Genomic DNA, 18679 nt, shown 5'->3' with positions numbered 1-18679 from the left:
ACTTTTTTCTGTTGTAGCGTACCCAGAGTTTTATGACTTTAAAGCTGATTAAGTAATTTGACGTTTCACCTATTTATATTTTTTTGTCATCTACCATAAGATATATAGTTAGACTCAGTTCAGATGAATACTCGATCCATAATTCCTGGCTTGGGTTCAACAACTTCAAACTCTAGATGAAAGATGATTTTGGTGTTGGATTTGGTTCTTTAATTAGCTTATTTTTGCTTATCAGCAATTACCAAAGCTCGAAATATTATAATTTTCCCAAATCTGGCTATGGGGGCGTACTGCTGTATGCCCCTACTTAATTAGGTATGATATTAATTATTTTGCTATTTAAATTTTGGTTGGTTACTTGTTCTATCTATTTTTGTCTGGAAAGCTTTTAAAATGAAAATTTTAATTGTAGAAGATGATGAGTTCAATGCCTATGCACTCTCTTCGGTTTTAACTAACCAAAACTATGCCGTTGAAGTTGCCGCCGATGGTGACGTTGCTTGGGATTTCATCCAAACTTGCGATTTTGATTTAATACTGTTGGATGTTATGTTGCCCAAGCTGGATGGTATTAGCCTTTGCCGACAGATTCGGTCTCATGGTCTGCAAGTACCAATATTATTACTAACAGGACGCGATAGTAGCCATGAAAAAGCGATCGGATTGGATGCAGGCGCAGATGATTATGTAGTTAAACCCTTTGACCAAGAAGAGTTAGTTGCTCGTGTCAGGGCGCTATTGCGTCGTGGAAGCATAACGTTGCAACCTATCCTAGAGCGTGGGAATTTGCGCCTAGATCCTAGTAGCTGTGAAGTCAACTATGCTGGAAATCTGTTGCCACTCACCCCAAAAGAGTATGGTTTATTGGAACTATTTTTGCGAAATAGTCAGCGGGTGTTTAGCTGCGGCATGATTTTAGAACATCTTTGGTCTTACGAAGATACTCCACAAGAAGAAGCTGTTCGCACCCATATTAAAGGTTTGCGGCACAAACTCAAAGCTGTAGGAGCGCCCAGCGATCTAATTGAAACAGTTTATGGTATCGGTTATCGTTTGAAACCGCTGGAAGAGGCAGGGGGGCAGGGGGAGATGGGGAGTGTGGGGAGTGTGGGGAGTGTGGGAAGAGAGGGGGGAAAGATTTCTTCCCCATCTTCCCACACCTCCCACACCTCTTCCCCATGCCCAATGCCCAATGCCCAATCGCAGCAGCAAACATTAATGGCCGTTGCCGAAATTTGGCAACGATTTCAAGGGCGGGTGGACGAGCAGGTGAAGGTGCTGGAGCAAGCGATCGCAGCTTTAAACGAAAATAATCTAAATCCTGAATTTCAAAGCCTTGCAGCCAAAGAGGCGCATACCTTGGCAGGATCTTTAGGTACTTTTGGCTTGACTCTTGGCTCCAAATGGGCGCGGAATATCGAGTTGTTACTCAGTTCTAGTGAAACTTTGAGTTCATCTCAAATCAACAATCTCGAAACTTGGGTAAAGTTCTTGCGTCGGGAAATTGAGGAAAAGAATGCAGCGGTAATATCTGCATCCCCCACTAAACAGGTGCTAGAAACGCCGACATCGGCGCCAGAAAATCCCTCTGAGGCAGAAACCAAAATATTGGTTGTGGACGACGATCCGCAAATTCAGGCATTTTTGCAAACCTTACTTAGTCCTTGGGGACTCAAAGCGATCGCTCTTGAAGATCCGCGTCAGTTTTGGGAAACCTTGGAAGCAGTTGCACCAGATCTACTGATTTTAGATTTGGAACTACCATTTACCAATGGGATTGAACTTTGCCAGGTGGTACGCAACGATCCGCACTGGAGTGAGTTACCCATCGTCTTCCTCACAGTGCATAACGATGCCGAAATAGTAAATCAGGTATTTAGCGTTGGCGCTGATGATTTTGTTAGTAAGCCGATAATCGGGCCAGAACTAGTAACCCGAATTGTCAACCGTTTAGAACGGGCAAAATTGCGGCAACGTGTAGCCCAAAACAGCAGAGAACCAAGAGAAAAAAATACCATTACTCCCTCATCTTCCCAATCCCCAGTCCCTAGTCCCCAATCCCCAGTCCCCAATCCCCAATCCCCAGCCCCCAATCTCCAAGCTATCAACGAACTAGAACTAAGAGTAGCAGAGCGCACTGCTGAGTTAATTGCTGTAAATCAACAGTTGCAGTCACAACTTGATGAACGTCAGCAAACACAGGAACAATTGCATTTTTCTCAAGCTCGATTTGCCCGAATTCTAGACATCGCCGATGATGCAATTATTTCTATTAATGGTTTTCAATGCATCACACTGTTTAATCAAGGAGCAGAGAAAATCTTCGGCTACTCTGCCCAGGAAGTAATTGGACAAAAGCTTGACTTTCTTTTGCCGCAGCGCTTTTGCAACGTGCATCGTCAGCATGTAGTGGACTTTGGCAAATCTCCTAATGTTGCCCGACGTATGGGAGAACGGCGCGAAATATATGGTCGCCGTAAGGATGGCACTGAATTTCCAGCGGAGGCTTCCATTTCCAAAATAGACATGAATGAAGAGACATTTTACACAGTTATATTACGTGATATAACTGAGCGGAAGCAAATCGAGCGTATGAAAGATGAGTTTATCTCTGTTGTCAGCCATGAACTCCGCACACCTTTAACTTCAATTCATGGTTCTCTAGGAATGCTAGCTAGTGGTTTGCTACCGACAGACTCAGAACAAGGAAAACGCCTGTTACAAATTGCTACTGATAGTACCGAACGTTTAGTACGTTTAATCAACGACATCCTCGACATTGAACGGATCGAGTCGGGTAAGGCGAAAATGGAACCGACAATCTGTAATATTGCTGAGATTATCGCTCAAGCAGTAAATGTTATGCAGTCTCTGGCTGATAAAGCAGGAGTGAAGTTAGTAATTTCGGATGTCTCAGGTCAAGTATGGGCAGATTGCGATCGCATTGTTCAAACCCTAACCAACCTATTGAGTAACGCTATTAAATTTTCGTCTCCTGGGTCTACAGTTTGCTTGCAAGTACAAGAACAAGACGATGAAGTTTTGTTAATAGTTAAAGACAACGGACGCGGTATTCCAACCGACAAACTTGAAAGTATCTTTGAGCGCTTTCAACAAGTTGATTCCTCGGATTCGCGCAATCATGATGGAACTGGTTTGGGCTTGGCAATTTGCAGGAGTATTATGCAACAGCATGGTGGACGCATCTGGGCTGAAAGTGTGTTAGGCGAAGGTAGCACTTTTTACGTTACCCTCCCCTTGATCCGCACTTCCCAAAAAACTGATAGAACTAACCAATTGAATTGGGTAAATAAACCATTTTCAGACAACCATCTATTAGAGTCACTCAGACAGGTGTTAGCTAAATCTTCAAAAGGAGTCCGCGTTCTCATTGTTGAAGACGATACCGATTTAGCTCAACTCCTGATAACTCTGTTTGAAAGGCATAAGATTGAAACCTTCCTAGCGAAAACTGGACGGGAAGCAATCCGTTTGAGTCAAGAAGTGAATCCTGACTTAATGATTCTCGACCTGATCTTGCCAGAGAGTGATGGGTTTGCAGTAGTAGATTGGCTACAACAGCACAATCATCTGTGTAATACTCCCGTGCTGGTATACTCAGCTAGGGATTTGGATGAATCCGAACACAATCGGCTGAGGTTAGGACATACAGAATTTTTGACCAAAGGACGTGTGACTACTGAGGAATTTGAACAACGGGTAATGGAGTTACTGCAACGAGTTACTCACAACCAACAAGAGGACAGCGATGATGGCAACAAAGCGAATTCTAGTGGTTGATAACGAGCAATATATTCAAGAAGTTGCCAAGATTTGCTTGGAAACAGTCGCAGGGTGGAAAGTAGAGACAGCTAGTTCTGGTAAAGAAGGCATAATTAAAGCCGAAACTCACCAGCCAGATGCGATTCTACTGGATGTGATGATGCCAGATATGGATGGCATTGCCACCTTTGAAAAGTTACAAGCAAATCCCTTAACCAAAGCAATTCCGGTAATTTTATTAACTGCTAAAATCCAGGCTTCCGATCGCCGTCGCTATGCCCAAATAGGAATCAACGGTGCGATCGCTAAACCTTTCAATCCCCTAGAATTAGCTCAACAAGTAGCAGCAGCGTTGGGTTGGAACTTGCAGAAGTAATAATTCCCAACGCCTAATTTTGGCTCGGTTTCACGTCCCTCAATCCAATATCTAAAATCTAAAATCCCCCAGCAATGATTGATTGGGTGTTAACTGAGTTTCAAAACGGCTGTAAACAATTTGGGTTGGATACCAAGAAGAAAACCAGTAGGAATCTTGAATAATTTGGCAAGAACTACCCGCATCTGGAAACTCAAATTGAACCAAACCTAAGTTATTTAATCCAACTACTTCTCGTCCTTCTTGAAACCAGCGAGATTTCCAAAACATTAGGGGTTGTAAATATCCTATTTTGGTATTTTTCGCTCGTTTCCAAGGAGCTATAAATGAGGAAATATCTGTTGTGCAGTTACAAGGTTGAGCGCGTTGTCGAATTAACCATTCCAGTACGCAATACCAGTCAGGGTCAGTTAATTGCTGTTGTTGGCGTAGTCTATTGGGGTAGCGTTTGGCAGTAAAAGTATCGTGGTGTAATTTCTTTCCAGAAATTTCTACCATATTGGCTGGGTTCAGCCATCCAATCCAATATCTCAGTTTTTCTGCTAATAACCAATCTTTCATGCGTGTATGAATCAATCGTGTTATTGCTTCTTCATTTTTCAGGGCGCTAGAAGTTAGCTGTACTAAAACCGATCGCAATTGAGAATGGGTGCGTGCATAAGACAGGCGAGCCGCAAAACTATAGTGAATATCTCCAGATAAAATAATCACTTGCCGCCGTTGTTTAAACAAGGTGTTGAGAAACTTCGCTAGTGCTTCAACATTGATGTTCCAAGCATCACCAACATCTGTGGAAAAAACTTTCTCTTGTTGTAAATTCCAATGGTGAATCCAATCTATTACTTGCGAACCAAATACATTAGTGGGTGCAATCACAAATGTAGTTTGAATTTGAGTTTCTTGAGATATTTGTTCTAAAGGCAAAACTAGTTGTTGCTCAAAAGCTTTTGGACATAGCAGCATCGGTGGGGCGATCGCTTTTTGATCGGCTGGGTAACCCCGCCAAGTACGCGTATCCAAAATAATCACTTCATGACAATCGCTCTTGACTATGTAATTCCAAGTAAGTGCTTCAGGATATCTAGCCAAAATAAACACCGACTCGTCTCGGATTAAAACAGGTAAATCCGTGTGGGGATCGGTGGGCGGCATACCAACATAACGAGCGATCGCTTCATCAGCCTTTGTATCTTTTCCTTTCTTAGCTGACCAAATTTCTGCCGCAGCCAGCAGTTTTTCCCCAGGTTGACCTTCTGCAAATTGTTCTGGTGTATTGCCCCATGCTTGAAACACCGTGTAAGCCAACAGAGCATTTTGCACCACTCGCCGCCCCAAAGGACGCCCCAAGACTCGCAAACACCAAGCTTGGTTCAAATTCCAGTCATCACTGACATCATGGTCATCAAAGATGGTGTACGTGGGAATATTGGCAAGGGCGCGGCGTACTTTCCCCAGGGTATAAATGAACTGTCGTAAATCTTTGACAGCCCGGTTCCAATTTTTAATTGCTCGGCGATCGCGTGTTACTTGGCTTCCTTTAGGAAATACAATCGGCCAGCATACTGGCGACCACGTTAATAAATAAGTAGCGTAATATTCACCCAGACTCAGCAGATGACTAGCAACTTTCTCAGATTTATTATGTAATCCTGCTGTCAAACCGGCTTCATTGGTAGCAACTTTAGCCCGTTCTCCGGGGGGCAATTCCTTGGGAGTGCAGTACACCCCGCCCACAGGTAATTCTTCCTCCCAACCCAGCAGAGCATCTCCCAGAGTAGTAGCAACCCACAGCGACGGGTCTGCTACATCGTCGCCATAAATTTGATCCCCAGTCAAAAATAGCTGTTGAGGACGCCGCTTGCCTTGATTTGCAGACGCCTCAATGAGACTGTCAAGAATCGGTAGGGCATCAAACCCAGAACCATGAGGCTTACGACAGGAAGCATGGACAATTTGCAAATCTTGGAGACGGTTGGGTGGTAGAGTAAAAGTTGGTTTTTGATGCTCGAAGTAGCTGATGCTAGCCGTAGGATATGAGTTTGAGCATAATGCTTGTTGTAGCGTTTGCCGAGTCTGGTTAGCGACAGTCAGCTGCAAATCATAGGCATAAATGCGATTGCTAGTTAAGCGATGTCCAACTGTAGACCGAGCCGTGACAGCAACTACATGAAGATACTTACCCAAAGCAACAGTAGAGCGATCGCCCTGCAATAAGCATTCTCCCAACACTTCGCCATCATTTGTTGTGTCATAAACTTTGAGTTCTACCTGACAAGACTGTTTGAGTGCCAGCCATACTGTTACTGATTCCGGTTCAGTATGTTTGAGAATTGGCCCTGCCAAAACTAGCGGTAGTCTTTGGAAAAACTCGTCTCCAGCTTGATACTTCATTACAAACAGCTGACAAAGTGGATGATGTTTTGGATTATCTTGCTTTCTTTTTGCAATGTCACCCGAAAATCATAGCGATTTAAGAACTACTATTAATACTTCGAGTAGAGAATTTTGACAAAGATATAAAAAGAAAGGGTTAAAAACGGCACAAAAAAATATATATTAGTATTTCAGCAGTTATAAAGCGATTAAAGCCTGTAATATTTAACTCAGCGTTGTTTTAGGTTGATGAACTGGGATTTCAATTACAATTTTGACGCCCTCTGATATTTTGGAATCACACCAAATCTTGCCATGATGTTTTTGTGTGATTATTTGGTAGCTGATGAATAAGCCCAAGCCTGTACCTTTGCCGATGGGTTTGGTGGTAAAAAAAGGATCGAAAATACGGCCTCGCACTGCTTCAGGTATCCCCGAACCATTGTCAGCAATCGCAATTTGCACGCAATTATCAGCCGTCAGTTGAGTTGAAATCGAGATTTTACGAGGCTGTGGTTGTCGAGCAGATTCTTCCAGTACATCAATCGCATTCGCCAATAAGTTCATAAATACCTGATTGAGTTGTCCGGGATAGCACTCAACCAAAGGTAATTGACTGTAGTCTTTAACGACTTCAATTCCCGGAGATTGCGGTTTTCCTTTGAGGCGATGTTGCAGAATCAGCAGCGTACTCTCAATACCCTCATGAATGTCAACAGTTTTAAATTCCGATTCATCGAGGCGCGAGAAGTTACGAAGAGATAAAACGATTTCCCGAATGCGCCCAGTACCGACTTTGATTGATTGCAGCACCTTCATCGCGTCTTGACTCAGAAAGTCGAATTCCACCTCATCTAAAGTGGCTTGCAGGGTTTCGGGTGGATTTGGGTAGTGCGTCTGATACACGCGAACCAATTTCAGTAGGTCTTGAGTGTAGCGATCGAGATGGGTAATGTTGCCATGAATAAAATTCACAGGGTTGTTGATTTCGTGGGCAACTCCAGCAACTAGTTGCCCCAAACTCGACATCTTTTCAGTTTGAATTAGTTGTAATTGAGTGTTGTGAAGCTCAGTTAAAGCTTCCTGAAGTTCTGTTGAACGTTGCTCTTTTTCAGCCAGCAGTGTTTTGACACGTTCAATCAGATTGTTGAATGCAGTTGCGAGGATACCTGTTTCATCCTTGGTGGTTACAGGGGCTTGGAGGTCGAAGTTAGACTCTTGAGTGGCTTGCTGCGCCACTTCCGTCACCAATTGCAGTGGTTTGGCAATACTGCTGGAAATTTGCAATCCTAGAATCAATGCCAAAATCAGACAACCGAAACTGGTAAGAGCGATCGCAATCATTGTCGGTTTAGCTTGGGCGATGGCGTTGTCATACAGCGATGACCACTCTAGAATGACGGCACCATCGACCTGATTTTGTTCGCCTTTGAGCGTCACAACAATGAGTTTAATTCCTTGGGGATAATCAACACTCTTTTCTAAAAAGGTTCTGACTTTACCATCCTGTATCGTTTGCTGGATTTCGTTGCCTTGGTCATGCTCAAAAATAGTGCCGACATTTTCCGGAACGGCATCCGCCAAAATTAGTTTCTGCCGATTCACCACCACAATGTCGCGTTTTTGCAAATCATGTAGCAAATTAGTGTAGTGTTGCAGCTCATCCGAACGTTCAATAGAAATAGATTTTTTATCGTAATAAGCATCGTGGGTTATGGAAGTGGCAATCACTTGGGCAACGTGTTCAGCTTCCGCGATCGCTAGAGTTTGAGCAATTTTTTGGCTTTGGGCGATGGCAACTGCACCAACAACATTCGTTAATAACGAAATACCAACAAAGCTTACAAGAAGTTTGTGAGAAATTTTCATAGCGAAAGGTCAGCTATAACTACATCATTATTAAGTTATTCTTCCCAAATCGCCGCAGAAAATTGATATTTCGCCTTTTTGTCTAAATATGGAATTTTTTAGGCAAAAGTTCTCCGAACACTCCAGCAATGCTCATTAGACCTCTTGCAAAAGTGCTTTTTGCAAGAGGTGGGAAAAGGTTAAAGGGGAAAGGGAAAATACCAAACCTTTCCCCTTTACCCCTTACCCTTTACCCTTTTCCCCCAAGAGTGCAAAAAGCAATCAAAGCAACAGGTCTATTTTTGGAATTGGTTAACTAATTCCGAGCAATACCTTCTTGACGCGCAGCGTGTTGCACGGCAGCAGCAACCGCAGTTACAACGCGTTCGTCGAAGACTGAAGGAATAATGTGTTCGCGATTCAAATCTGAAGGATTCACCAAAGAAGCGATCGCGGTTGCCGCTTCTAGGTACATTGTGGTGGTAATCGCCTGTGCCCGACAATCTAAAGCACCACGGAATACTCCAGGAAAAGCTAAAACATTATTGATTTGATTCGGGTAATCACTGCGACCAGTGGCGATCACAGCGACGTTTTTGTGAATTAATTCTGGCTGAATTTCCGGAATCGGATTGGCCATTGCAAACACAATTGGGTCTTTCGCCATCGATTGCACCATTTCCGGTGTCAAAACTCCTGGGGCGCTGACACCAATAAATACATCTGCACCTTGCATTGCACCTGCTAAGGTACCTTGAGCTTTGACGGCAAATTCAAGTTTTTCTTCTGTGAGGTCTGTACGGCTGGTAGAAATAATTCCTTTAGAGTCGCACATCCAGATTTTGTCTGCGCCAGCTTTTTTGAGTAAGCGGGCGATCGCCACTCCCGCTGCACCTGCACCATTAATAACAATGCGGATTTCGCCGATTGTTTTATGTACCAACTTCAAGGCATTAAACAAGGCTGCTAAGGTGACAATTGCGGTACCGTGTTGATCGTCATGGAAAACCGGAATATCTAATTCCTGGCGCAATCTCGCTTCAATTTCAAAACAACGCGGCGCGGCAATATCTTCTAAATTTACGCCTCCAAATACCGGAGCAATATTTTTGACTGCCTGGATAATCTCATCTGTATTTTGCGTAGCTAAACAGATGGGAAAAGCATCCAGTCCGGCAAATTCTTTGAATAGCATCGCTTTGCCTTCCATAACTGGGAGTGCCGCCGCCGGGCCGAGATTTCCCAGACCTAAAACTGCACTACCATCTGTAACAATGGCAACAGTATTTTGTTTAATGGTTAACTTGTAAACTTCTTCTGGATCTTGAGCGATCGCAGTACAAATTCTGCCGACTCCTGGCGTGTAAGCCATTGCTAAATCGGACACGCTTTTTAAGGGAATTCGGCTAGCAATGCTGATTTTGCCACCGCGATGCAAATTGAAGGTGCGATCGTAGACACTGAGTAACTTAATATCAGGCAGTACTTTGACTGCTTGCACGATCGTCTCAGCATGTTCGGTACTAGCAGCATCAACCGTAATATCGCGGGTGGACTCTTTGCGGGTTTGTTCGATTAAATCAATTTGACCGAGATTACCGCCAGTAGTGGCGATCGCTTGGGTTACCGACGCCAACATCCCCACGCGATTGGGAATCTGCAAGCGCAGTGTCAAACTAAAACTAGAATTAGGAGTTAGATCTGCCATGTTGATTTGGGATTTTAAGTTTTAGATTTTATATTGAATTGCTTGGTAAAAATCTAGACAAAACCTAAAATATAATGTTTTTCTGGAGTCAATCACAAATCTGTAAGCTACGTTCACGCAGCTTAACGCACCTTTGCCAAATAGTAAAACTCTACACAAGATATTTTGAGCTTGCCACAATCATGTGAGAACTCTTTTACAGCCAGCACAAATCAAAGCTTTTCCTTTGTGTAATCACTGGTGTCCAGATTTCCTGACTTAAGTAGCCTTACTTTGTGATTCTTCAGAATGGGATAGACATAATTTGATTGACCCATTCATCAGTAGTAGAAGCTTCCCAAACGAGGATAAGTGCTTCAATAGCATCATTGATTGCTAAATTTTGAGAAAGAATTAAGACTCCTGAACTCGTTTGCGATCTGATAAAATCACCAAACTCAACAGGCATTGTTCTCCGATCGTGAGTTACAAGAACTCTACCATCCTGTGCTGCGATCGCCAATACCTCCGAATCTTTCTTACCTTCAAGCAGTGCTGCATAGGCTGATTGAAAATCAATGTTTGGTTGCCTACGTATCGTGCCAGCGACAATCGCTTGTTTGAGATCTGCATCTGCTTGAAATTTAACTTTTGTCATGCTTGACTCTGCTTGTTTAGTTTAGCAGCTTTTAATTTTTGATACAGAAGCGGATTGTTCTGTCGAAAAGATTCTTGCAATTTCTCAAATTCTTGCTCACCCGCTTTTAAATAACCATCAATTAGCTCTCGGTTGGCAAGATAAAAGGTAATAGCACCATAAACTTGTTCTAGTGATAATGGAAAGTTTTGAGCAATACTTTCTGGAGATTCTCCATTTAAGAAGGCATATACGACTGAATCGAGAGAAATGCGTGTACCTTCGATCCAATAGCCTTCACCTCGTTGTTCGATATATTGCTTTGCGATCTTCGGTGCTATTGTCATAAAGCTAATGATTAATCTTTATCTAAATGTTAAACTCTGCCGAATTCTTAATTACGCCAACATATCAGCTAAAGTTGTATTTCTTGCTATAAGTTGTGATTTTTTTGAAAATACTTGATAAATTTAAGGCAGTTTGTGGGGTTAGCTTAATATAAATTAATATTCGATGAGTACGAATTGTGTAATTTAGCGATCGCCTACACAATTTGATTTTTAGTTTCCGATAGTAGTTACTATATCAAATATTACCTTATCCATCAGTAGCAACTGATTGTACCCATATTTTAAATTTTACCAGCCATAATTTTATTAGTGAGTTATTTTTTAAGAAAAACCTAGCCCAGTTTAATTTAACAGCAAATTCTATACTCCGTGAGCACTAAGTTGTGAGTAAATAATATCTCTTAAGTGGGAGATCGATTAAAGGAATTGCTAAACAAATTGTTACAAACACAGTCGAACTGACAAAAATTTGCTTTTACCTCATACCTAGCCTTGACATGACTTTACAATCTTCTCGTTCTGACAAAATTCTGGTGGTTGATGACTCTCCTGATAATGTGTTTCTAATTAAAACTATTTTGGAGGAAGAAGGTTATACCATTAGCACCGCAGAAAATGGTATTTCGGCATTGGCACAATTGCAAGCATCTCCTTGTGACTTAGTTCTCCTGGATTTGATGATGCCAGGTATGGACGGATACGAAGTTACTAAGCATATTCGGGGAGATATGAAATTATCACAATATATTCCCATATTGCTAATCACTGCCCACGATGCGCCTAACGTTGCCCACGGATTAGACTTGGGTGCTGACGATTTTATCCGCAAACCTGTCACAGTAGATGAATTATTAGCAAGAGTGCGATCGCTTTTGCGTTTGAAGCACAGTATGGATGAACGCGATGAAATCGCCCGCCAGCGAGAAGATTTTGTCTCGCGCCTCACCCACGACTTACGCACTCCCTTAGTAGCAGCCGATCGCATGTTAATGCTATTTCAACAAGGCGCTTTAGGAACATTATCACCGCAAATGCAGGAAGTAATTGCCATCATGGCTCGAAGCAATATCAACCTGCTTTCTATGGTCAATACCTTATTAGAAGTTTACCGCTTTGAAGCAGGTCGCAAAACTTTGGCTTTGCAACCTGTTAATTTAGCACAGTTATTAGAGGAAGTAGCTGGAGAATTGACACCCCTAGCTCAAGACAAAAAACTGTCCCTAAATTTGGAATTAGCTGAGGAATTAAAGACAAATGCAGTAATAGGCGATCGCTTAGAATTACATCGTCTATTTACTAATCTTATCGGCAACGCAATCAAATTTACCGACTCTGGTTCGGTGACTATTCGCCTTACTTCCCAAACGAAGTTTGCCAAAAATAGCGAATATCAATTCTCTGGAAAATCTAGTTTTACTGACTACATTAGCATTGAGATAGCAGATACTGGCCCAGGTATTCCTCCTGAAGAACAAACCACCATATTTGAACGATTTCGGCAAGGCAGTCACAAAAGTTCTGGTAGTGGCTTAGGACTCTATCTTGCTCGCCGAATTGTTGAGGCACATCAAGGTATTATTTTGCTAAATTCTGAGTTGGGTAAAGGTAGTACATTTATTGTACTTTTACCGCAAAAAACATAACAAATTTAGTAAGTAAACCTCGTCTAAATGGATAACTGGAGTTTTTCAAAAGGTAATTGTGAAGAGTGTGGAATTTGTGAATCAAACTCGATTCTAAAAAACTAGGGTTTTCAAATTAGACGTGGTTTACCATTTATCAATCGATTAGTAATTTAAATTGTTTATAATAGACATCTCCAGAAATTAAATATACGTTATCTAGAACCCTTTTAGAGGCCTAGCATTGCTACATTTCTACAAATATATAGACGTAGCGATAGTATTAAATAAGTAGTTCATAGCACAAAACAATGATTAACACTGAATTATCTAACATTAGCGAGATTATTCAACATCAGCGAGAGTTTTTTCAAACGGGCAAAACTAAAGATATAAATTTTCGCATTGAGCAACTGCAAAAACTCAAGCAAGCAATCATTGAACACGAACAAGAAATAATCGAGGCATTACAAGCAGATTTACATAAACCAGTAGTAGAAACTTATCTGACAGAAATTGCCGTAATTAAGGAAATTGATTATGCTATCAAACACATCAAAACTTGGACAAAACCCAAAAAAGCGCCGGTTTCCTTAGAGTTTTTTTCATATTCAGCCCGCATTTATCCAGAACCAGTGGGAGTTGTCTTAATTATCAGTCCTTGGAACTATCCATTTCAGTTAGCAATTTCACCCTTAGTAGGTGCGATCGCCGCAGGAAATTGTGCAATTATTAAACCGTCAGAAATTGCTTCCCACACTTCCAGTATTGTCGCTAAAATTATTACCAAATATTTCCACCAAGATTATATTGCAGTAGTCGAAGGAGGCGTAGAAGCCAGTCAAAAACTACTAGCAGAAAAGTTCGATCGTATCTTTTTTACTGGTGGTACGGCTGTCGGCAAAATTGTCATGGAAGCAGCGGCAAAACATCTGACACCAGTTACTTTAGAATTGGGCGGCAAAAGTCCTTGTATAGTCGATACTGACATTAATGTTGAATACACTGCCAGACGAATTACTTGGGGCAAATTTATTAATGCTGGGCAAACTTGTATCGCTCCAGACTATCTTTTAGTGGATAAAAACATCAAAAAATATTTAATAGATAGTCTGGAAAAATCCCTCAAAGAATTTTATGGCGACAATCCGGCAAACAGCCCTGATTATGCCAGGATTATTAGTCAAAAACACTTTGACAGATTGAGTAAGTTTCTTGAAGATGGTAAAGTTATTGTTGGCGGAGAAACAAAATCTTCAGAACGTTATATTGCCCCCACAATAATTGAAAACGTTTCCTTAGAAGATTCTGTAATGCAGGAAGAGATTTTTGGCCCTATTTTGCCAATAATTGAATACAGCGATATTGCAGAAGCGATCGCCTTAATTAACTCTAGACCAAAACCCTTAGCATTATACTTATTTTCCCAAAACAAAAGTCTGCAAAAGCGAGTTTTGCAGGAAACTTCATCAGGTGGAGTTTGTATCAACGATACAATCATGCATGTTGGAGTAACATCTTTACCATTTGGCGGCGTAGGAGATAGCGGTATTGGCAATTATCACGGCAAAGCTAGTTTTGACACTTTTTCTCATCACAAAAGCGTATTGCAAAACTCTTTTTGGCTGGATTTAAAATGGCGGTATGCTCCCTATCAGAACAAATTGCCCCTAATTAAGAAACTTTTGGGTTAAAAGTTAATAGTTAAAAGTTACGAGTGAGGAATTATGAGTTATGAATAATAAGTTATGACTTTAATAAAGTTGTTAATTAAAAATTTTTAACTCCTAACTCCTAACTCCTCACTCCTAACTCTTAAAACCCAAACGCGCTGCTATAACGCTCCTCTTTCCAAGGTTCACCACGGCGGTGGTAGCCATTGCGCTCCCAAAAACCTAGTTCTTCACTAGCTAAAAACTCTAAACCATTAATCCACTTAGCACTTTTCCAAGCGTAGAGGTGAGGAACAACTAGCCGCATTGGCCCGCCATGTTCAGCTGGAAGATCTTCACCAAAAACTTTAAAGGCAAAGAAGTTTTCTTCCCGCATAAAGTCTTCCATAGAAATATTAGTAGTGTAGCCGCCATAGCAGTGTTCCATGATATGGGCTACTTTAGGGTCTACCTCAATTAGACCCATAAAATCTGTTACTTTAATACCAGTCCATTTGACATCGAGTTTAGACCAGCGCGTTACACAGTGGAAATCCGCTGTGAACTCATGTTGAGGTAGCGCCATAAAATCTGACCAATTAAAAGTAGCCGATTTTGCTAAACCCCAAACCCGAAATTCCCATTCTTCAATACTAACTTGGGGAGTTGCGCCGTAAGTTAATACAGGGAAACCTTTGGCCAAATGTTGACCTGGAGGAACGCGTTCGTTGTCTTCTTTTCCTGGCTTCTGAAAGAATTTTCCTAGCATAATGGGAGAAAAATAAGTTTTCTCAAAATGTTTGCAGACTTTTGTGCTGAGTTGTTAATAGCGCCAGATAGTTTACCCTTGAATTTGATTAGGGTAAAAAACATTTAAATTCCGTAGTTACTTTGTCTGGTTGTCTCTTTATTATTTGTCATTTGCCATTTGCCTTCTCTTATTAAGTTCTGTACCTGTGGGATTAAGAGAGCCAGAAGCTGGAGGAAACCGCAATTGCTACGACGGAACACAACGCACCTGCAAAATATTGCTACAGGCTTTGCACTTTCTCGTTGGTTATTTGCAAATGACAATGACTAATAACTAATGACAGTATTAACCAGAGAATCTATAACTTGGAAGCACATTAGCTTACTTAATCATTACCCATGAATGATAGGTAATGGGTAATGGATGTTCCCAATTACTCACTACCAATTTTCTAGATTTAATAAGCTTGTGTAGAGTATCTATAATTCATTATCCAATCAGGAAAGCGAAGAAAAAGCATTTATCGATTAGCGATCGATTTGAGCGGTAACTTTTGCCAATCAAACCTATCGATGCCGTTCGTGCTTTTCCTGACTGGAAAATTATGATTCTTCTTCCTCTTCTTCAGCAGATGGATAAACAAATGTAGAACGTCCGGTCAAAATAGATTTGCCCAGAGAGAGAGCTTTCTGAGCTTCGATCGCAGCTTTGTGCCTCCAAGTAGCTCGGCGTTTATCTCGTTTTGATTTGGAAGTTTTCTTCTTAGGAACAGCCATGTCAACAGATATCGTGATTTTTGACAACCTTTTTATTTTAGGCCATTCACTGACGCTAAGGACGCCAATTTAGCCAAGAATTAAGTAAAGGCATTGGCCAAACAGGGTATTGGGAAAGGGAAAGGGGTATGGTTCGACAAGCTCACCAACCGGGGAAAAGGGGAAAGATTAAATTTATTCCTTTTGCCTTTAACCTTTAACCTTTTCCCCTGCTCCCTGCCCCCTGCCTTTTTCATCCCCCTCATCATTTTTCAAAGAACAGTAGCGATCGCGCTGTTTTGAAGTAAGTTGCCCAATTTTGAGCATCGGGACGGTTGCGCCATTCTGGGCGACTAACTTCTAATGTCAGGACTGGTGCGATTGCTCCATAACTTTGTACGGAGATAATGATTGAAACATCTGTCACTAAAATATCTTGGTCGAAGCTCCGCTGAGCAGCTGCTCTCGCCGCCGCTTCGGCTCGTCGCAGAATGGTTTCGTAGTTTTCTTCCGGCAGGCGATCGATCGCTAGGTCAACTCTAGCGGTGTAAGCTCGCACAACTTGAGGGGCGATCGCTTCGGTCAAAAACCACGCAGGGACGGTAGATATGAGCAAAAATGCTAAAGGAACTATCCGGATTTTTCTGGCAATTTGGCTAATAACTGAAAAGGAAGCGATCGATGATGGTATGTGAGCAGAAATTTGGCTCATGACCTTGTAGCTCCTGAATAACGATTTGTAATTGAAATTAGGTGAAAGTATTTTCCGGTCAATTAACGTAATAAAAATTACATTTTATCCTAAGATTCGATGAGAATCACCTAGACTAGAAAACATCAGGTTAGCTTTGTTTTTTGGACAAAGCCAACCGCAATTTTCAGACCAGCAAACAATAACCGACAAAGAGCGGGATGGCAAATTACTGGGCGATCGCTATTGGCATCAATCAATATCAGTTATTTCAACCTTTAAGTTGTGCCCAAGCAGATGCTGAGGCATTAAAGGATATTTTGGTGGCAGAGGCAGGTTTTGTCCCCGAACATTGCCTGCTAATGACGGATACCTCACCACCAATCAAAGATAGATCCACCTATCCGACTAAAGAAAATATTTTGCTGCTGCTTGAGGATTTGGCCGCGACATGTTGGCAACCACAAGACTATTTATGGTTATTTTTTAGCGGTTATGGGGTCAACTACAAAGGCAAAGATTACTTAATGCCAGCGGAGGGTAACCCCGAACTCGTGCCAGAGACAGGCATAGAATTGCGATCGCTAATGCAAAGTCTCCAACTAACTGAAATGAATGTCTTGCTACTGCTTGATATTAACCGTGCTTTTGGCACTCAAGCAGATGCTCCTGTTGGTGAAGAAACCATAGAACTAGCTCAAGAATTAGAACTTGCGACAATTTTTTCTTGTCAACCAGAGCAGTTTTCCCACGAGAGTAGCGAACTAGGCCACGGATTTTTTACAGCAGCGTTGTTAGAAGCTTTGCGTTCTGGTAATGGCAACAACTTGGCAGATTTAGAAAATTATCTGAGTCTTCTGGTGCCCAAATTATGCCAGCACCACTGGCGTCCCATCCAAAACCCTGCCATCATCATCCCATCAAGACCGCAAGTTATCTTACCAAAATTGGCAATAGGAAGCGATTTGGAATCAGAAGCGGTGATTTATCCTGAAGAATCCTTTGCCATTGCTCTGGCAGCCCCGCCCCTGGGCGATCCTCGTCAAAATCAGGGTAGATGGGGAGAAACAACTATTAATTCTAAAGTCCAAAAGTCTAATCGCAAACAAATGCAGCAGTCAACTGCTGGCTTAGTTTCCCAGTCCCAAGGAAACACAAATCCACCACCAGAAACTTCCATAGGAATGAACGCCAAAGGAAGATTTATCCCTGACTCCTCTCAAGCCTACGTCTCTCAATTCCCACGAAATCATTCAAACACGCCTTTGTGGAAACAGTTCATTTTGTGGGGTGGAGGCAGTTTACTGGTAGCAGGTTTAGTCGCGGTAGTTTTTCTGCGTAATCAAGAAACTTTTAGAATCAAGGAAATATCCAGCAGAGCGCCCAATGCTACTGTTAGTAACCCCCAGGCGTTCCAGAATTTACCAAATGACCCCTCGATAATTAGAAGCAGCCCACCAGTTAGACCCAAAAATCAATCTAGCACCCAAACAGCCTTGAGTTCCGAGTCGCAAAAGCGCAATCAAGCAGTATTAGACCTGGCAAAAATGTCACTCCAAGAAACTCAGGCTAGCGATTTGAGCTTAGCTATTGCTACAGCTAGGAGAATTAAACCTGGTGAGCCATTGTACGAGCAAGCTCAGGAAAATATTAAGATTTGGAGCCGGATGATTTTAGATTTGGCAGAGGGTCGTGCCAAGCAAAGACAATATGCTAGTGCTATTGCTGCGGCTCGATTAATTACCAAAAACGAGCCGCTTTATGCCAAAGCACAAGCGGCAATTAACTTATGGCGGCTAGAAGGCAAGCAGTATGTCAGTAATACAACTGTTTTAGATGCAGCTAACGCCTTAATTCAGCCCGGACAAGCATCTACTTACAATCGGGCGATCGAAGTTGCGAAAAAAGTACCATCTGGTGAACCAGGCTTCGATACCGCCCAAAAATCAATCGATAAATGGAGTGAGAAAATTTTAGATCTCGCCAAGCGTCGCGCCGCCCAAGGAGAACTCAATACCGCAATTGAAACTGCTACTTTAGTGCCAGAGGAGACAGCTTCTTACGAAGATGCTCAGGATGCTATTCAAAAATGGCGGAAGAAATAATTAGGAGTTAAAAGTTAGGAGTTAGGAGTTAGGAGTTAGGAGTTGGGAG

At 42.0% G+C, this 18679-nt stretch carries 13 protein-coding genes; 5 read left to right on the top strand and 8 right to left on the bottom strand.

The genetic code is table 11. The annotated features are described in order from the left end of the window. The first annotated feature begins 393 nt into the window (after positions 1 to 393). Together NSTC745_RS04645 and NSTC745_RS04640 are read left to right on the top strand one after the other, a co-directional pair. Positions 394 to 3801 carry a response regulator gene (locus NSTC745_RS04645; RefSeq protein WP_445636104.1) on the top strand — a complete coding sequence of 1136 codons (3408 nt, stop codon included), beginning with the start codon at positions 394 to 396 and terminating at the stop codon, positions 3799 to 3801. Then, complete coding sequence (locus NSTC745_RS04640) at positions 3773 to 4159, top strand: response regulator (RefSeq protein ID WP_445638527.1); 387 nt, start codon at positions 3773 to 3775, stop codon at positions 4157 to 4159. The genes NSTC745_RS04645 and NSTC745_RS04640 overlap by 29 nt, the downstream gene beginning before the upstream one ends. A gap of 51 nt (positions 4160 to 4210) precedes the next feature. Here the strand turns inward: NSTC745_RS04640 and NSTC745_RS04635 are convergent, their stop codons facing one another. The 5 genes from NSTC745_RS04635 to NSTC745_RS04615 all read right to left on the bottom strand — a co-directional run bounded on the left by NSTC745_RS04635 (position 4211) and on the right by NSTC745_RS04615 (position 11051). After that, positions 4211 to 6550: a PhoD-like phosphatase gene (locus NSTC745_RS04635; RefSeq protein WP_445636103.1), complete on the bottom strand. Its 2340-nt coding sequence runs from the start codon at positions 6548 to 6550 to the stop codon at positions 4211 to 4213. A 207-nt stretch (positions 6551 to 6757) separates the two neighbouring features. Then, positions 6758 to 8401 carry an ATP-binding protein gene (locus NSTC745_RS04630; RefSeq protein WP_445636102.1) on the bottom strand — a complete coding sequence of 548 codons (1644 nt, stop codon included), beginning with the start codon at positions 8399 to 8401 and terminating at the stop codon, positions 6758 to 6760. 295 nt (positions 8402 to 8696) lie between these two features. Beyond that, positions 8697 to 10088, bottom strand: a complete 1392-nt coding sequence (locus tag NSTC745_RS04625) for a malic enzyme-like NAD(P)-binding protein (protein WP_445636101.1) — start codon at positions 10086 to 10088, stop codon at positions 8697 to 8699. 283 nt (positions 10089 to 10371) lie between these two features. Then, entirely contained in the window at positions 10372 to 10725 is a 354-nt protein-coding gene (locus NSTC745_RS04620; RefSeq protein WP_445636100.1) for a DUF5615 family PIN-like protein, read from the bottom strand. Next, entirely contained in the window at positions 10722 to 11051 is a 330-nt protein-coding gene (locus NSTC745_RS04615) for a DUF433 domain-containing protein (RefSeq protein WP_445636099.1), read from the bottom strand. Before NSTC745_RS04615 ends, NSTC745_RS04620 begins: the two co-directional genes overlap by 4 nt. Before the next feature lie 500 nt (positions 11052 to 11551). Between NSTC745_RS04615 and NSTC745_RS04610 the strand changes: the two genes are divergently transcribed. Both NSTC745_RS04610 and NSTC745_RS04605 read left to right on the top strand, forming a co-directional pair. Then, positions 11552 to 12697 (top strand): ATP-binding response regulator, encoded by a 1146-nt coding sequence (locus tag NSTC745_RS04610; protein ID WP_445636098.1) that lies wholly within the window; start codon positions 11552 to 11554, stop codon positions 12695 to 12697. A 290-nt stretch (positions 12698 to 12987) separates the two neighbouring features. Continuing rightward, on the top strand, positions 12988 to 14370 hold the full coding sequence (locus NSTC745_RS04605) for an aldehyde dehydrogenase (protein WP_445636097.1): 1383 nt from the start codon (positions 12988 to 12990) through the stop codon (positions 14368 to 14370). Positions 14371 to 14491: 121 nt separating this feature from the next. Here NSTC745_RS04605 and NSTC745_RS04600 read toward each other — a convergent pair whose 3' ends face one another. From NSTC745_RS04600 to NSTC745_RS04590, 3 genes are all read right to left on the bottom strand, one after another. Next, positions 14492 to 15097, bottom strand: coding sequence for a sulfite oxidase-like oxidoreductase (locus tag NSTC745_RS04600; protein ID WP_445636096.1), 606 nt, complete (start codon positions 15095 to 15097; stop codon positions 14492 to 14494). Positions 15098 to 15681: 584 nt separating this feature from the next. After that, positions 15682 to 15855 carry a 50S ribosomal protein L32 gene (gene rpmF / locus NSTC745_RS04595; RefSeq protein ID WP_445636095.1) on the bottom strand — a complete coding sequence of 58 codons (174 nt, stop codon included), beginning with the start codon at positions 15853 to 15855 and terminating at the stop codon, positions 15682 to 15684. A gap of 244 nt (positions 15856 to 16099) precedes the next feature. Then, positions 16100 to 16546 carry a hypothetical protein gene (locus NSTC745_RS04590; protein ID WP_445636094.1) on the bottom strand — a complete coding sequence of 149 codons (447 nt, stop codon included), beginning with the start codon at positions 16544 to 16546 and terminating at the stop codon, positions 16100 to 16102. A gap of 200 nt (positions 16547 to 16746) precedes the next feature. Here NSTC745_RS04590 and NSTC745_RS04585 point away from each other — a divergent pair, with 200 nt between their 5' ends. Beyond that, positions 16747 to 18630 carry a caspase family protein gene (locus NSTC745_RS04585; RefSeq protein ID WP_445636093.1) on the top strand — a complete coding sequence of 628 codons (1884 nt, stop codon included), beginning with the start codon at positions 16747 to 16749 and terminating at the stop codon, positions 18628 to 18630. Positions 18631 to 18679 lie beyond the last annotated feature (49 nt).

Source organism: Nostoc sp. DSM 114161 (genome assembly GCF_052692665.1).
This window is presented reverse-complemented; position numbering and strand designations above follow the sequence as displayed.

Coding starts and splice junctions, on each gene's coding strand:
- NSTC745_RS04645 (WP_445636104.1), top strand. CDS start 394: ATGAAAATTTTAATTGTAGAAGATGATGAGTTCAATGCCTATGCACTC.
- NSTC745_RS04640 (WP_445638527.1), top strand. CDS start 3,773: ATGGCAACAAAGCGAATTCTAGTGGTTGATAACGAGCAATATATTCAA.
- NSTC745_RS04635 (WP_445636103.1), bottom strand. CDS start 6,550: ATGAAGTATCAAGCTGGAGACGAGTTTTTCCAAAGACTACCGCTAGTT.
- NSTC745_RS04630 (WP_445636102.1), bottom strand. CDS start 8,401: ATGAAAATTTCTCACAAACTTCTTGTAAGCTTTGTTGGTATTTCGTTA.
- NSTC745_RS04625 (WP_445636101.1), bottom strand. CDS start 10,088: ATGGCAGATCTAACTCCTAATTCTAGTTTTAGTTTGACACTGCGCTTG.
- NSTC745_RS04620 (WP_445636100.1), bottom strand. CDS start 10,725: ATGACAAAAGTTAAATTTCAAGCAGATGCAGATCTCAAACAAGCGATT.
- NSTC745_RS04615 (WP_445636099.1), bottom strand. CDS start 11,051: ATGACAATAGCACCGAAGATCGCAAAGCAATATATCGAACAACGAGGT.
- NSTC745_RS04610 (WP_445636098.1), top strand. CDS start 11,552: ATGACTTTACAATCTTCTCGTTCTGACAAAATTCTGGTGGTTGATGAC.
- NSTC745_RS04605 (WP_445636097.1), top strand. CDS start 12,988: ATGATTAACACTGAATTATCTAACATTAGCGAGATTATTCAACATCAG.
- NSTC745_RS04600 (WP_445636096.1), bottom strand. CDS start 15,097: ATGCTAGGAAAATTCTTTCAGAAGCCAGGAAAAGAAGACAACGAACGC.
- rpmF (WP_445636095.1), bottom strand. CDS start 15,855: ATGGCTGTTCCTAAGAAGAAAACTTCCAAATCAAAACGAGATAAACGC.
- NSTC745_RS04590 (WP_445636094.1), bottom strand. CDS start 16,546: ATGAGCCAAATTTCTGCTCACATACCATCATCGATCGCTTCCTTTTCA.
- NSTC745_RS04585 (WP_445636093.1), top strand. CDS start 16,747: ATGGCAAATTACTGGGCGATCGCTATTGGCATCAATCAATATCAGTTA.